The organism is Aquicella siphonis, assembly GCF_902459485.1.
GTDB classification, from domain to species: Bacteria; Pseudomonadota; Gammaproteobacteria; order DSM-16500; family DSM-16500; genus Aquicella; species Aquicella siphonis.
This window is the reverse complement of sequence record NZ_LR699119.1, coordinates 1,153,201-1,168,342: the sequence shown is the minus strand read 5'-3', so window position 1 is coordinate 1,168,342 and position 15,142 is coordinate 1,153,201. Positions and strand designations below refer to the sequence as shown.

General features: G+C 48.3%; 10 protein-coding genes. 3 read left to right on the top strand and 7 right to left on the bottom strand.

The annotated features are described in order from the left end of the window. Positions 1-118: 118 nt before the first annotated feature. Both AQULUS_RS05445 and AQULUS_RS05440 read right to left on the bottom strand, forming a co-directional pair. Positions 119-2,359: a bifunctional SulP family inorganic anion transporter/carbonic anhydrase gene (locus tag AQULUS_RS05445; protein WP_148339078.1), complete on the bottom strand. Its 2,241-nt coding sequence runs from the start codon at positions 2,357-2,359 to the stop codon at positions 119-121. A 77-nt stretch (positions 2,360-2,436) separates the two neighbouring features. Beyond that, on the bottom strand, positions 2,437-4,758 hold the full coding sequence (locus tag AQULUS_RS05440; protein ID WP_148339077.1) for a glycosyl hydrolase family 18 protein: 2,322 nt from the start codon (positions 4,756-4,758) through the stop codon (positions 2,437-2,439). Between the two features lie 237 nt (positions 4,759-4,995). On the opposite strand from AQULUS_RS05440, the gene AQULUS_RS05435 reads away from it, so the two are divergent. After that, on the top strand, positions 4,996-6,066 hold the full coding sequence (locus AQULUS_RS05435; RefSeq protein ID WP_148339076.1) for a hypothetical protein: 1,071 nt from the start codon (positions 4,996-4,998) through the stop codon (positions 6,064-6,066). Between the two features lie 6 nt (positions 6,067-6,072). Here AQULUS_RS05435 and AQULUS_RS05430 read toward each other — a convergent pair whose 3' ends face one another. The 5 genes from AQULUS_RS05430 to lptF form a co-directional block, all read right to left on the bottom strand. Beyond that, positions 6,073-7,440, bottom strand: a complete 1,368-nt coding sequence (locus AQULUS_RS05430; RefSeq protein ID WP_148339075.1) for a leucyl aminopeptidase family protein — start codon at positions 7,438-7,440, stop codon at positions 6,073-6,075. Between the two features lies 1 nt (position 7,441). Then, complete coding sequence (gene ald / locus AQULUS_RS05425) at positions 7,442-8,560, bottom strand: alanine dehydrogenase (RefSeq protein ID WP_148339074.1); 1,119 nt, start codon at positions 8,558-8,560, stop codon at positions 7,442-7,444. A gap of 43 nt (positions 8,561-8,603) precedes the next feature. Beyond that, positions 8,604-10,517 carry a molecular chaperone HtpG gene (gene htpG, locus AQULUS_RS05420; protein ID WP_148339073.1) on the bottom strand — a complete coding sequence of 638 codons (1,914 nt, stop codon included), beginning with the start codon at positions 10,515-10,517 and terminating at the stop codon, positions 8,604-8,606. A gap of 283 nt (positions 10,518-10,800) precedes the next feature. Beyond that, entirely contained in the window at positions 10,801-11,874 is a 1,074-nt protein-coding gene (lptG, locus tag AQULUS_RS05415; protein WP_148339072.1) for an LPS export ABC transporter permease LptG, read from the bottom strand. Further along, on the bottom strand, positions 11,871-12,974 hold the full coding sequence (gene lptF / locus AQULUS_RS05410) for an LPS export ABC transporter permease LptF (protein WP_148339071.1): 1,104 nt from the start codon (positions 12,972-12,974) through the stop codon (positions 11,871-11,873). The genes lptG and lptF overlap by 4 nt, the downstream gene beginning before the upstream one ends. A 178-nt stretch (positions 12,975-13,152) precedes the next feature. Between lptF and AQULUS_RS05405 the strand changes: the two genes are divergently transcribed. Further along, positions 13,153-14,646: a leucyl aminopeptidase gene (locus AQULUS_RS05405; RefSeq protein ID WP_148339070.1), complete on the top strand. Its 1,494-nt coding sequence runs from the start codon at positions 13,153-13,155 to the stop codon at positions 14,644-14,646. A gap of 54 nt (positions 14,647-14,700) precedes the next feature. Beyond that, positions 14,701-15,141 carry a DNA polymerase III subunit chi gene (locus AQULUS_RS05400; protein ID WP_148339069.1) on the top strand — a complete coding sequence of 147 codons (441 nt, stop codon included), beginning with the start codon at positions 14,701-14,703 and terminating at the stop codon, positions 15,139-15,141. The last annotated feature ends 1 nt before the right edge of the window (position 15,142 follow it).

The following is a 15,142-nucleotide window of genomic DNA, read 5'->3' as shown; positions in this document are numbered from 1 at the left end:
CCGGGCAGTGTGTTCGCGTTCTTCGGAAAACATAAAAAAACCGGACAGTCCCGGAAGAAGCAATAAAGAAGAGCTTTCCTGTAACACCTGACGCACAAACCATTGCAGTGAAAAAAAATCAAGCCTGAGCAAGATCCAGTATCGGCTCTGCCGCCATGGATTTAAAATCCATCACTTGATGGTCCCACTCATAAATCAAATGCTGCTCAAAATCATAAAACCACGCATGAATCTTGAGATTGTCAGAAGAAAGTTTTTCCTGAACGATAGGATATAATTTGAGGTTATTGACCTGATTGACCACATTCATGCGCGCAAGATCATTCACATCCGGCGTCTTATCAACATTAAGCTGTGCCCGGATCATATTAATCCATGCGGTTAACTGTGAAGGCGACTCAATATTGTCTGACTGGCATGCTTTCATGGCACCGCAATTGGCATGGCCGCATATCACGATATCTGTAATATGAAAATTGCCGAGTGCAAATTCGATGGCTGCCGCTTCGCTGTGCTGAGCTTGCGGCTGATAGTGCGGAATATAATTTCCAACATTACGGATAATAAAAAGCTCGCCGGGATCCGTGGATGTAATCAGCGATGGAATAATCCGGCTGTCTGAGCAGGCAATAAACAAAGTATGCGGATCTTGTTTTTTATTAATATACTCAAATAAACGCTTGTCATCATGCTGGCTTTGTACGTGAAAACGCCGAAAGCCATGGACAAGACGCCCATAGGAAGATTTAGGCGCATGTTCCCCAATTTTATTACGCAATTCATGTTCTGATACCAGATACCAGTCATCCAGTATCGCCGCGCCCCCGCATAAACCAAATAATGACTCAAAGCGCCGCGGCAAGCCCTTGATGAAAAAGTTAATATTTCTTGCCCTGCAATAATGAAAAAGATCAGTAATAGCCGACGCCCCTGACAAATCCAGGTTTCTGATATTCGATAAATCCATCAAAATGGTTTGTCCGTTCTTACCGTTCAATTGCTTTTGAATATCAGCAATTTTTGCCGTTGAAAGAAAAGTCAAGGCACCGACTAATGTTAAACGCACAATACCGTCTTGAGAACTTGATGTAATGTGCAAGTGGGTTTTTGTGGCTCGCAGCAATACAATCAGGCAAGACACAATGATCCCGGCCTGCACTCCGGCCAGCAAATCAACAAAAATGATTGTTACAAATGTAACCGCGTAAATGACCGCCTCCGGGCGCGTGGTTTTCCATAAATCATAAAACTCCTTGTAATTAATCATGGAAAATGCCACGGAGAATAACACGCCAGCCAGTGCCGCGATCGGTATGGCTCCAATGAGCGGAGCGGCGAAAAAAATAGTCAAAAGTATAATCAGCGAGTGAATAATGCTGGATCTGCGTGTTTTAGCGCCTGCTCTGACATTGGTTGCCGAGCGCGCGATCACACCTGTCACCGGTATGCCGCCAAAGAGAGAAACCGCTATGTTACCCATTCCCTGTCCAATTAATTCCTGGTCTGCATCGTGTTTTTCACCCTTTGCCAGCTTATCCACCGCAGAGGAAGACAAAAGTGTTTCCAGGGATGCAAGCAAGTAAATAATAACAGCATTAAAGAAGAGATCCTGAAGCGGAATGCTTGTTGACTGGGGAAAGTGAGGAAGCGGCAGCGTATTGGGAATGCCGCCAATTAACGGAACATCGGATAAATCGAATGCATATACAACAAGACTGGTGATGATAACGGCGGGCAGAATCGCCGGAATGCGTGGAAAAAGCTTTGGCAATCCATGAATAACGCCAATGGTCAAAGCTACCAGGAAAATACAAGTTCCATTGATGGCGTGTAAATATTCTTTAAGATGCGTAAGAACGGAAAAAATATCGGATTCGGGCGGCGGCGCGATTCCAAACGCACGCGGTAATTGGCCAATCAGTATGATAACGCCTATGCCTGCGGTGAACCCGGAGATGACAGGTAATGGCACATAGCGCCCAAATCTTCCCAGGCCCAGTATTCCGCTGCCAAGCTGCATCAGACCAGCCAGCCCGCAAATCAGAATCAGAGATTGAACACCAAATTTTTCAACGATGTCAGCGATGAGAATAGACATCGCAGCCGCCGGACCGCTCACGGCAAGCGTAGTGCCTCCGAATAACGCGCATACTATGCCCGCGATAATCGCCGTGATCAAACCCAATCCGGGTGAAACGCCTGACGCCAGCGCGATAGCAAGCGAAAGTGGAATAGCTATAAAAGCGACGGTGATACCGGATAACAAATCAGGCATCAGATAATCTTTCGAGAATAGATTCTTCCACGCCGGTATTAACCGGGAAATTCCCAAATCATAATTCAATTCGCCAAGTCGCATTATTTGTCACCTTTGTCAATTTGAACATTCCCTGTATCAATCGCATGCACGCTGCCATCGTTATTGCAAGCGACAGCTTAACATGAACCGTTTATCACGCACGCGCTTAATCCTGCTGCAAACTTAAAATTGTTATTTTGGTCATACGTTACTTCCCAACCAAAGACACCGCCTATTCCCGGATAAGTCTTGGGCGGTATATAGGTGTCACAGCTATTAGACGCGACAACACCGGTTCTTAAACATTGCACAGCGCGCTTAATGGTAGAAACCGGGATGACAGGAGAGCCATCTCCTCCACCCTGGGCATTAGGAACCAAGTAACCCAATACCACCTGCGATGGTTTCAAATAACTGACGTAAGGCAGATACCCGCGATTGGACGGCCAATTCACCAATAAATCGGTTGCCATGGCGACTGAAAAATTCGGGCTGTTTATGGTATTGGGATCATAACAAATGCCATCTATGCCAAGCATACAGCCGCTATTGTAAAGCTGCACACCAACCCAGGCTAATGAATCATGTGTCTGCATGATCAATGAAGAATAATTTCCCCATGTCTCGTTAAAAGTTGAAGTAACAGCAATGTTGGCGGTTTGTGGAGCCAGGGTAAGCAATAATGAAGGATGATTGGCGTGCATGGTGTTAATGATACCGGCCAACACAGCAATATCACCCTGCGGGTTGGCGAATGTTCCACCCGCAGTAAGGCCGCTTTCTATGTCAATATCAAAGCCATCAAATCCATATTGGTTGACCAGGCTTTCCAATGACTGGATAAATGTTTGTGTAAATGCGCTGGTCGATGAAGCCTTCTGCAACACCTGATGGAAATTGACTGTGGTGTTGGGAATACTCGTTGACGCGCCGCCCAATGATAACAAGACCTTTATACCCAGAGCCTGCAGGGATTTGATATAGCTTGGCGTAACCGTATCAAAAGCCGGAGTTATTTGTCCTGGCGTGACGGTGCTGAACACGCCAAATGCCACTAAAATATGTGTGTAGCCTGCGGCCGCTAACGCATTTGCAGAAGGCGGTGTTTTCCAGCCTGGCAAATAACCGATGATACGCCCTCCTGTTGCCGGGATAGGCGCGTACGAAATCGTTTCTGATGCATTAGAGGTTGCAGTAAGCGGTTGCGGATTATAAGTCGCATTATAACCGCCGATATTGGTAGATGAGACAGTATAAATAACGCCGTCGGTCAATTTTATTATAGATGAGCCCTGACCATTGCTTAATGAAATCGTTTGGGTAACAGGCGCGGCGCCATTGTTGGGCGTAAGAGTGGCTGATACAGATGAGATTGCCGCAGGAACACCGTTTACATTGATGGTAACATTATCCTGGGCAACCGGGGTGCAGGCATATGCCAAATTGACAACAGGCGCTGATTTGGCAGCCACGGCGGTAACAGGATTAAACGTCGCCGCGCAATAATATCCATTATAAGTAATTGCGGGGGTAGAGAAGCGATAACTTGCTCCGCTTATCAAACCAGATACAGTTGTTGTGGTATTCCAGTTTACTGACGCATTGGCAGAACTGCCGTTTTGGGTATTGGTTAAGACCAGAGCCGGATTATTCGTATACCCTGACAGTTCAGGAGGCAGTGCCTGAACTTTGAATGCAATGCCTGCTTCAGATGGTATCATGGCATATGAAATGACAGAAGATGCGATCATGCCGGAAATCAAGGTAATGGCAGCAGGATTCGCTGTCCCTTGGTAAACGTTGCCAAGGCTGTCTGTCACACTGACGGGGGAAACCGTATAATCTCCTGCCGCAAGATTGCTAATTTTTATCGTGTTTGACCAGGGGACCTGAACATCACTCAGCGGCAATCCATTGAATGCAAGATGAACTAGCGCATATGATTGCGTGACATTGGCAGGCTGCGGAGAGGAATTTGTCAAATCGATTTCACCCGTATTAACAGGTGTTCCCAGATACACGCTGACGCTATCAGGCACATAGTCCGCCGTAGCGGCGCCATAAATAATCGTGATGGATTTGCCAATCGGAAGCTTGCTGTTCGCGCCTGGATAAGTTGGAAAATGCAAATAGAAGGTAGACAAATAATTTGCGGCAACCTGAGGCCGGGAAGTAATTTGCAGATTATTATCCGGGTAAGAAAGAGGATTAAAATCTCCCCAAAATGAAGTATTCAAATTCTTGGTATTGAGAAATGTGACTGTCGTGTTCTGAAAATCAACAGCTTGACCGCATTGATTAGTAATCTTCAGGTATATTGTCTTCCAGAATTTGCTTCCGCTGTTGCTGAATGCGGTTTGTATGCAAGATGCGGCTTGCGAAGGCACAACAGGAACATTACCAGCGAAAGCGACAGGGGGCATCAAAATGAAAATCAAAAACAAGATTATCCTTTGCATGAGCACATCCTTGTTAACCACATGACAGCTTAAGAAAGTGTAGCAAATTCGTCTGAAATATCAAGCAATTATGAAATAACCGCCCGATTGCCAATATTTTCTTAAGGTTATTAAACTACAATACAAAGCTCAGGCGAGCCATCAGTTGAAAGGGAATTTCTCAGGCGTATCTGCGCCATAAAATAAATCTGGATATGGCCGCGGACAAACCAGACACAAACGAGATTCCGGTACGGCATGAATAACAGAACCAAATACTCCAGCATGTACATCCTGGTCTGCAATATTCCAGATGAGCGTTACGCTAACAAGGCTTATCGCGATACAATCAAAGGCATCAAGCAGAAATGGGCGGCGCAGGCAAACGATCCCGCCTGTCAGAGGCTTCACATCATCTATCTTTCGCCGGGCGATCAAGCTCATCATCGCAAATTCAAGGTGTTGAATCAGGTTGATCGCGAATCGAAAATTTGTATCGTCGGACATTGCAAGGAAGGCGAAGATAATATTTATAGTGACGGTATTTATCCCGATGAAAAAGATCCCAAACAATACGCCAGGCATGCGTTTTCATTTATTCACCTTGGCATGATCCTGCTGATGAACATCACTTCGCCAGAAGTATTGATTGACCGCGAACTCGTGTATCAACAAATGAATTCTGTACAGAGAAAGTTAAGAGTTTCCATCACGGCATGCAGAGCGGCTACAGATACCATTTCTTCATCAGGTGAAATTATTTCGGCGTCATTCGCCCGCAAGCTGTTCAATTTCCTGCATAATCAGATGTTCAATTCATCCTTGCTTTGTGACATTATCGCCGCAAACCAGATTGTCGCTCCCATAGGAACCAAGCCCGATCTCGCCAATCTGATAAAATATGTATGCGGTTTCGGTAATCATGAAGCCGGTATTCACAAACGATATCTGCAAAGCCCCTATTTCCAGGGAAAGTGTTGCTTTAATTTGTTCAAATCACCGTTAGGACGCAAGCCTGGCAACGACTATAAACTGATGTTCACCATTGCCCCCGACACCACTCACGAAGATGTACTGGAAAGTGACATACGCTGCAAAGTGCTGACAGTTCCTGAAGCATCCCGGCGCCTGGAGATGCAGATTTCAGGAGAAAATGCCATGAGAAAGGTTAAAAGCATTCTTTTTGACGCCAGCAAGCAAGAACGGCATCGCGACGCGGCAGTTCACTTATTATTGTTGTGCAAAGGCATGGTACAGGATCGGATACAAATTGACGACATTACCCGACAATATGACGACAGACATGAAATATCGCCTGTACGCTGCTGACCGCGATCATCCATATCTGTTTTCGAGATAACTGAACAAGGCTCTAATGACCATGGCTTCAGCGCCTGCGGGACGCCCCGGGCGCGGGCGTGAATTCCATGCCATCAAATCAAAATGCAGCCATGGAATGTCGTCAGGTACAAACTCCTTGAGAAACAAGGCCGCAGTAATCGCGCCGCCATAGGATTCTGTTGAATTATTATTGATATCGGCAATGGAGCTGTTCAGATATTCCCGATATGCCTGAAATAACGGCAGACGCCACATGGGATCATATTTTTTTTCACCCTGTTTGATCACATCATTGACCAGTTGATCATGATTGGAAAAGACTGCCGGTAATTCAGTGCCCAGCGCAACACGGGCTGCGCCGGTCAGAGTCGAGATATCAATGAGCACTTCGGGTTTTTCATCAGCCGCTTCTGTCAAGGCATCGGCTAGAATCACCCTGCCCTCTGCGTCTGTATTACCGATTTCGATGGTCAAACCTTTGCGGCTTTTAATAATATCGCCTGGGCGATAAGCATTCCCCGCTATCACATTTTCAACAACTGGAATTAAAACCCGCAGGCAAACTGGCAGTCTTGACTGCATGATCATGCGCGCGAGGCCTAGAACATGCGCCGCTCCCCCCATGTCTTTTTTCATAAGCAACATGGCTGAAGAAGGCTTGAGATCCAGCCCGCCGCTGTCAAAACATACTCCCTTGCCTACCAGTGTGACCTTGGGATGCGCAGGACTCCCCCAGCGAAAATCCAGCAGACGCGGCGGATCGTCACTCGCGCGACCCACGGTATAGATGGAAGCATAATTTTGCTCCAGCAGGGCTTCACCCAGGATTTGTGTCAGCTTCGCGCCATATTGCGCCGCCAGCTTTTCCACCACCGCGGCAAATTCGCCAGGACCCATATCATCGGCCGGTGTATTGATGCAGTCGCGCACCAGATAAATGGAATCAACCAGATTATTGATCTGATCCAGCCAGGCAGATTGCAAATATAATTGCGCCGGCTGGCGCTGAGGTTTTTTATAGCGTGTAAACTGGTATGCGCCCAGTCCCCACGCCAGAGCACACTGCTGGTATTGCGCGTCAGTCACATCGAATTTATACACGCCTTCAGGAAGAATGAATGGCAATCCGCCCGTTCCCCAAAGAGGGTCCGCGTCGGAGACACAGCAGATGACACGCGCAACCTTGCCGTGAGCATCCGGAATAAGGCGTGTATTTCCTGCTTCAGCCTGAAACTGTGTTGCAGCCAGCCATTCTTTAATGGCTGGAACCTGGATTGCCAGCCAATCCGAAAATCCGCTTTGTGACACAACGGAAATCGGAACCGCGGCAGCGCTTGTTTCAGTGGTAAAGCAAACTGACATTTTATTCTCCAATCATTTTTGCGGCCGGGGTGTAAGATTGCTTCAAGGCTTCAGCAACAGCCTGATAAGTAATTTTACCATTGGCCACATTCAACCCGTTCAATAAATGATGATTACGCCGCATTGCTTCCTTATAGCCGTAATTAGCCAAGGACAGGGCGAAGGGCAGCGTCGCATTATTCAAGGCAACAGTCGATGTGCGCGGCACCGCGCCCGGCATATTGGCCACGCAGTAATGCACGACACCATCAACGACATAAGTCGGGTTTTGATGTGTGGTCGGCTTGCTGGTTTCAAAGCATCCACCCTGGTCAATTGAAACGTCTACCACCACGGAACCCGGGCGCATCTGGCTTAACATGGCGCGTGTCACAAGTCTGGGTGCTGAGGCGCCGGGAATCAAGACAGCACCAATCACCAGGTCAGCGCTTTGAACATGTTCTTCTATGGCATCTGTTGTGGAAAAAATGGTATTGATTTTTGAACCAAATTGCAGATCCAGATGATATAAACGTTCAAGAGACTTGTCGATCACAACGACGTGCGCGCCCATGCCCATGGCCATGCGCACGGAATTGGTTCCCACCACGCCGCCCCCCAGGACCACGACTTTCGCCGGCGCCACGCCGGGCACGCCGCCCAGCAGCATTCCGCGTCCGCCGTTCTTGATTTCCAGACTGGTTGCGCCTGCCTGAATAGCCATGCGGCCGGCGACTTCACTCATGGGGGCCAGCAAAGGCAGTCCGCCGTGCTGATTGGTCACTGTTTCATAGGCTATCGCCACGCAACCGGAATCCTGGAGCAACTTTGCCTGTTCCGGGTCAGGCGCAAGATGAAGATAAGTAAATAAAACCTGGTTCTCACGCAGCATGCGGCATTCATCCGGCTGAGGTTCCTTGACCTTGATGACCATATCGGCTTTCTGAAAAATTTCTTCCGCCGCGTCAACTATACGCGCCCCAACATGCTGATAAGATTCATCGTCAAAACCAATTTTTTCGCCCGCTCCCTTTTGCACAATCACTTGATGACCGTTAGCGATCAATTCCCTCACACTGCTTGGCACCAGCCCGACTCGATATTCAAAGTTCTTTATCTCTTTTGGAACACCTATTAACATGATTAATCTCCAATGGGTTATAGTGTGATATCCATATGAAAAACTACCTGAACATTTCCATCCATAGCTTATTGACACGCTGAACATATTCCGCAGGATCCGGCAACGCACCGCCTTCAGCCAGGAGCGCCTGATCAAATATAATATGCGTCCAATCTGACAAACGCATTTCATCCTTTTCATCCAGCAACTTACGCACCAGCATATGATCCGGATTCAATTCCAGAATCGGCTTGGTCTCTGATACTTGCTGTCCCGCCGCCTTCAATAAGCGTTCCATTTGCGGGCCTAACGCATTCTGGTCACGTACCAGGCAGGCTGGAGAATCAGTCAAACGATGCGACAGGCGCACTTCCTTGATGTTCTTTTCCAGCAGAGTGTGAATCTTTTTCAGGAGAGCATCGAATGTCTGCTGTTGTTCGTGCTCTTTATTCTCTTCCAGTTTTTTTTCTTCCGCGCTGTCAGGAATGATTTCATCCAGCTGCAAATCGCCTTTTGCAACAGATTGAAATGGTTTGCCATCGTATTCCGGCATATGTCCGACGACCCATTCGTCAATGCGGTCAGTCAACAACAGGACTTCAATGTCATTTTTTCTAAAAATTTCCAGATGAGGACTGAACCTGGCCGCGTTGATTGTATCCGCAGTGATATAATAGATTTTTTTCTGGGCAGGTTTCATGCGCTGGAGGTATTCATCCAGGGAAACAGTCTGTTCGGCGGCATCGCCATGGGTAGAGGCAAAGCGCAGCAGTTTGCCGATTTTCTCGCGGTTCGTGAAATCTTCAGCCGGGCCTTCCTTTAAGACATTACCAAACTCTTTCCAGAATTGGACGTACTTCTCCGGTTCATCTTTAGCGATTCTTTCAAGCAAATCCAGCACATGCCGCACCATAGCTGAACGCAGCTTGGGAATCGATGGATGATCTTGCAAAATTTCTCGCGAAATATTGAGAGGCAATGCGGTCGTATCCAGCACACCACGCACAAAACGCAAGTAGTGAGGCATGAATTGTTCGACCTGATCCATGATGAATACGCGCTGCACATATAATTTTAGTCCATGATGGGTGTCGCGCTGCCACAAATCAAAAGGCGCGTGTGAAGGAAGATAAAGAAGACAAGTATAATCGATATTACCACCTTCAATCTTGTGATGCGTCCATGCCAGCGGATCTTCAAAATCATGCGCGATATGTTTGTAGAATTCCCGGTATTGCTCAACCGTCACCGCACTTTTCGGCAGCGACCAGAGTGCCGTGGCGCGATTAACGGTTTCCCACTCCGCAGTCTCTTTTCCATCATCGGCGCGTTTTGGCATCATGATGGGAATATTCAAATGATCCGAATACTTGGTAATAATGCTGCGCAGCCGCCATTCATTCAAAAACTCTTCTTCGCCTTCCTTCAGGTGTAAAATGACATCGGTGCCGCGCGCCGTTTTTTCCAGATTGGCAACTGTGTACTCGCCATCGCCCTTCGATTCCCAGCGCACGCCATGAGCGCTGCCCAGTCCGGCGCGGCGCGTTATGACCGTCACCCTGTCTGCCACAATAAAAGAGGAATAAAAACCCACGCCGAACTGCCCTATCAAATGAGCATCCTTTTTCTGGTCGCCAGTCAACCGTGATAAAAATTCACGCGTGCCAGACTTGGCGATAGTGCCCAGATTTTCAACGACTTCATCCCGGCTCATCCCTATCCCGTTATCACTGATGGTAATCGTCTTGGCATCATTATCAAAACGGATGCGTATGCCGAGATTAGAATCAGATTCGTATAAGGCGGGATCAGACAAGGACTCGAACCTAAGCTTGTCTATGGCGTCCGAAGCGTTGGATATCAGTTCACGCAAAAAGATTTCCTTGTTACTGTACAGCGAATGGACCACTATATCGAGTAACTGCTTAACTTCAGCCTGAAAATTGAGTTTTTCCTGATGTGCGTCTAGCGTCATGAATCCTATCCTCCACTATGTGGTGGATACTATATAGCCCAAAGCAAAATATTCAAGTTAGAAAATAAATTGATAGACACAATCAGCCGCGTTAATAGTAAATATATGTGCATTATCAGCCAGGCGCAGACCCGGGACAGGCATCATGTTCCGGCTGGCGGTATGCATGTAAGCGATTGTTTTAAATAGTTATATTTGTTTCCATGGTTTGCTTGTTCAGCCGGTTATGCACCAGAACCGCGCAAGTTATGATCAATAGAAACCTGTAACCAGCAGCATGTTTTTAATGCCTTATCAGTTTTTTTAGAAGCAGCACTCCCAGCGCGGCAAATAAGAGCGGCGGAAGAAAGGCGGCGAACAGCGCGGGAATCTGATAGACCACGCATAATTGCCCTAGCATGGCGTTTAAGATGAAAAAAGCAAATCCAGCCAATATGCCGACCACGATGCGCCAGCCCATGGTTGAGGTGCTCAATGCACCCAGCACGAAGGGAATGGCGAGAAATATCATGACTAGCGAGGCAAGCGGCTGAAACACCCGCTGCCACAGGGTAAATTGATATTCATTCGCCTGCAGGCCGTTCTGCTTGAGATAGCGGATAAACTTGATCAGCTTGCTCAGAGACATTTCATTGGGATCCACTAGTCCCACGTTCAACAGGTTGGAATTTAATTTCAGCTCCCAGGGCAGTTCCGTGAAAACCTGACTTTTGGTGCGATTGGTGTAAAACGAGGTCTTCACGACATCATGCATGCGCCATTCATTGTCTTGCAGCGTCAGCGACTTGGCAAAATAAGCGGCCTGCAGGCGGTGATCATTGTCGAACTGGTACCAGGTTACACCGTTTAACAGCTGCCGTCCCACGACCCGTTGCACATGTATGAAATTATCATCAATATGAAACCAGATACCTGACGCCGTCACCACCGCCTGCCCCGCATTTTTTGCATTTTCCTTACGCATCACAGCCTTATAACTTAATCCCGGAGCAATCCACTCACCGGCAAGACTCAGGAACAAAATCAGTACCAGCGCGGCTGCCAGCACGCTTTTGATGATTTGACGAATGGAAAATCCGGATGCGCGCATGACCGCAAGTTCGCGGTAGGATGACATGATGCTTAGACCCACTATGCTGCCCAGCAGCACCAGCAGGGGAGAAAAATGGTAGAGATCATTGGGAAGCTTCATTAAAACATAAATGACAGCCTGGCCAAACCCGTAGTCGCCCTCTCCTATGCTCTTGGCTTCAGCAAGCAAAGACATGATGAGCAGCAAACTGGTAATCACCAGCGCCGCCATGCCGGTAGCCAGCATAATGGTTTTTGCAATATAACGGTCCAGAATCTTGATCATGATTTTTTCAACCAGGGTTTCGCGCTGACGAACATCACCGTTCCGACAAACAACAGCATCACACCGTGTACCCACCACATCCCTATCGAGACTGGAATACTTCCCTGCATTACCCAGTGCCGCGCGACATAGAGCAGATTGATATAGACAATATAGACCAGAACGGCGGGTATCAGCGACATGAATCTTCCCTGGCGTGGCCTGATGGCGCTCATTGGAACAGCAAGCAAGGCCAGAAAAAGCGTTGACAGCGCAATGGAAAAGCGCCACTGGAATTCTGCGGCACGCCTGGGCATGGCGTAATCGCGCCATAATTGTGATGTCGGCAAGGCTGCGTTTTCCTGAGTGGCGATACGCACCTCATTGTCCGGGATACGCACGGCATATTTTTTAAATTGTATGATTTTGTAATCGTTCTGGCCTGGGACACCTTCATAGCGATACCCGTCTGTCGTCACGAAAAACTGGTCCTGCGATTCACTGTCCTTGATTTGATAACCTTCATTGGCAAGGACCAGCATCCAGGATGTCTGCGCCGCGCCATCAACTTCAACGGATTTTTCCTGGGCCAGGAACACATTTTCCGCGCGCTGGCGGTCGCGGGATAGTTTTTCCACGTACATGACATGAGTGCCATCGGGACTGGCCTGAAACCGGCCCGGTATCATCGTTTGCACCAGGTGCACGGTGGCTTCATCACTGGTCATCACCTGCTGCCGTTTTGCTGAAACCAGGGGATTCACCCAGATCATGAGAAACAACACAACAGCCGACACCACGACTGCCAGGATAAGGGTCAGTCGTAATATCTGTTTCTGTCCATAACCATACATTTCCAGAATTGCCATTTCGCTATCCGCGTACAGACGCCCGAAAGCAAGCAAAATACCCAGGTACAAGCCTAATGGAAGCAGGAATGAAAGAATGTATGGCGCTTCAAAACTTGCCAGTTCCAGCAGGACACTGGTGGGTATTTTACCGATGGCGACATAGTTGAGATATCGCACCATCTGCTGGCTGAGAAAAGCCAGCAATAACACAATGGTAACACCCAGTAGTGTATAAATGATTTCACGAGTCAGGTAGCGGGCAATGATCATTAAATAACCTTTTTAACTGCAGGCGACCCGGCATTGCTGCTGTATTCACACATCCGGGCACATCGATTTATTTCAGCAGACCGGATTATATCGTGAAGTGACGGGTGACAAATCATTTTTTTTGAATAAACTCTATAAATTATCATTCACAACTCACAAGACCCCATGGGGAGAAATCATGAAGTTAAGCATTAAAGCCTCGCAGCCGCTCAAACAACAAAAATCCTGTCTTATTATCGGCGTCTATGAAGACGGCGAACTGACCCCGTCCGGCAAGGAACTGGATAAGAATACCCAGGGTTTTATCAGGAAACTGTTGCAGCAGGGCGTGATGCAGGGAAAAGTCGGGCAAATACTCCCCTTGTTCCTCCCGCCCCATTCGGCTTGTGAACAGATACTCTTGGCAGGCTGCGGCAAAATCAACACGCTGACGCCCGCCGGATTCCGCAAAATCATGGTGTCTGCCGTCAGGGCGCTCAATGCGGCGTCCGCAAAACAGGCTTCCTGCTTTCTGGCTGAATTACCGGTTGGCGACAAAAGCCTGGCCTGGAAAGTCAAACAAATGGCAGAATGCGCCTGGGAAGCCTTGTATCGTTTTGACTTGTTCAAGAGTGAAAAGGAAGCTCCCCTGGCGCTGAATGAGTTTGTCATTCATCTGCCTGACGCCAAACATTTAAAAGCCTGCGAACAGGCGCTGGCGCAAGGTCAGGCTGTCGCGGACGGCATCACCCTCACGAAAAATCTGGCGAACCTGCCCAGCAACATTTGTACGCCGGCATTTCTGGCCGAACAAGCCCGGGAACTCGGAAAACGGTATGCCTCGTTGAATGTCAAGGTATTGGAAGAAAAAGAGATGCGCAAGCTGGGCATGGGAGCCATTCTGGCCGTTTCCCAGGGCAGCGCGCAAGAAGCCAAACTGATATGCCTGGAATACAAAGGCGGAAAGCAGAAAGCAGCACCTGTGGCCCTGGTAGGCAAAGGCATTACTTTCGATACGGGCGGCAACTCATTGAAATCTCCAGAAAACATGGTGGGCATGAAATATGATATGTGCGGCGCCGCCACAGTCCTTGGCACCATCAAGGCTGCCGCTGAACTCAAACTGCCGGTCAATATCGTCGGGATCATCGCTGCGGTAGAAAACATGCCGGGAGGCACGGCCTATAAGCCGGAAGATATTTTAACCAGCATGTCCGGCCAAACCATAGAAGTGATCACGACAGACGCTGAAGGGCGCCTGGTACTCAGCGATGCCTTGACCTATTGTGAACGCTATCAGCCTGAGGTAGTCATTGATATCGCCACGCTGACAGGCGCGGTGGTCATTGCGCTGGGCGTGCACGCGACCGGGCTTATGTCTAATGACGATGCGCTTGCCCATGATCTGCTGCAAGCAGGATTGGAAAGTAACGACCGCGCCTGGCAGTTGCCCCTATGGGATGAATACCAGGAACAAATCAAAAGTCCTTTTGCCGATATGGCAAACTCGGGCGGACGCTCGGCAGGATCCATCACCGCCGGCTGCTTTTTATCCCGTTTTGCCAAAAAATTCCGTTGGGCTCACCTGGATGTAGCCGGGACAGCCGCCATGATGTCCGGCACCAGCGAGCGTATGGCTACGGGCAGGCCTGTTGCCATGCTGGCTCAATATCTGATTAACAGGACCCGATAAATGGAATGGCCCGCGGCGAAAATCACTTCCCCGCATCAATAGAAGGCTGGTCTCATGAAAATTGAATTTTATGTGCTCGAAACCGCCAGCAGTCAAAAATCACTGTATTTTGCCTGTCAACTGCTGGAAAAGATTTATTCCATCGAGTCCAGAAAGATATTGGTGCGCACCCAGACCCGCGATGAAGCCGTTCGCTTTGATGCCTTGCTCTGGACTTATCGGGATGATAGTTTTCTGCCGCATCATGTTTATGATCCGGCAGTTCAGGATCATCCAGCCATTCTTATTACCGATGGGACCGCGCCAGCAGTTCACCAGGATATCCTGATGAATCTGGGCGAAGACATCCCCGCATTCCATAACCAATTCCAGCAGATAATAGAAATTGTGTTTAGCGACCCGCATGTGCAACAATTGGCGCGGGCGCGATACAAACAGTATCGCCAGCTGGGATATGACATTAATACCATCAAATTAAAAGCAAGCGAATCATGAC

What these genes read in the sequence shown, in the direction of transcription:
- AQULUS_RS05445 (WP_148339078.1), bottom strand. Translation starts at nt 2,359, where the DNA reads ATGCGACTTGGCGAATTGAATTATGATTTGGGAATTTCCCGGTTAATA.
- AQULUS_RS05440 (WP_148339077.1), bottom strand. Translation starts at nt 4,758, where the DNA reads ATGCAAAGGATAATCTTGTTTTTGATTTTCATTTTGATGCCCCCTGTC.
- AQULUS_RS05435 (WP_148339076.1), top strand. Translation starts at nt 4,996, where the DNA reads ATGAATAACAGAACCAAATACTCCAGCATGTACATCCTGGTCTGCAAT.
- AQULUS_RS05430 (WP_148339075.1), bottom strand. Translation starts at nt 7,440, where the DNA reads ATGTCAGTTTGCTTTACCACTGAAACAAGCGCTGCCGCGGTTCCGATT.
- ald (WP_148339074.1), bottom strand. Translation starts at nt 8,560, where the DNA reads ATGTTAATAGGTGTTCCAAAAGAGATAAAGAACTTTGAATATCGAGTC.
- htpG (WP_148339073.1), bottom strand. Translation starts at nt 10,517, where the DNA reads ATGACGCTAGACGCACATCAGGAAAAACTCAATTTTCAGGCTGAAGTT.
- lptG (WP_148339072.1), bottom strand. Translation starts at nt 11,874, where the DNA reads ATGATCAAGATTCTGGACCGTTATATTGCAAAAACCATTATGCTGGCT.
- lptF (WP_148339071.1), bottom strand. Translation starts at nt 12,974, where the DNA reads ATGATCATTGCCCGCTACCTGACTCGTGAAATCATTTATACACTACTG.
- AQULUS_RS05405 (WP_148339070.1), top strand. Translation starts at nt 13,153, where the DNA reads ATGAAGTTAAGCATTAAAGCCTCGCAGCCGCTCAAACAACAAAAATCC.
- AQULUS_RS05400 (WP_148339069.1), top strand. Translation starts at nt 14,701, where the DNA reads ATGAAAATTGAATTTTATGTGCTCGAAACCGCCAGCAGTCAAAAATCA.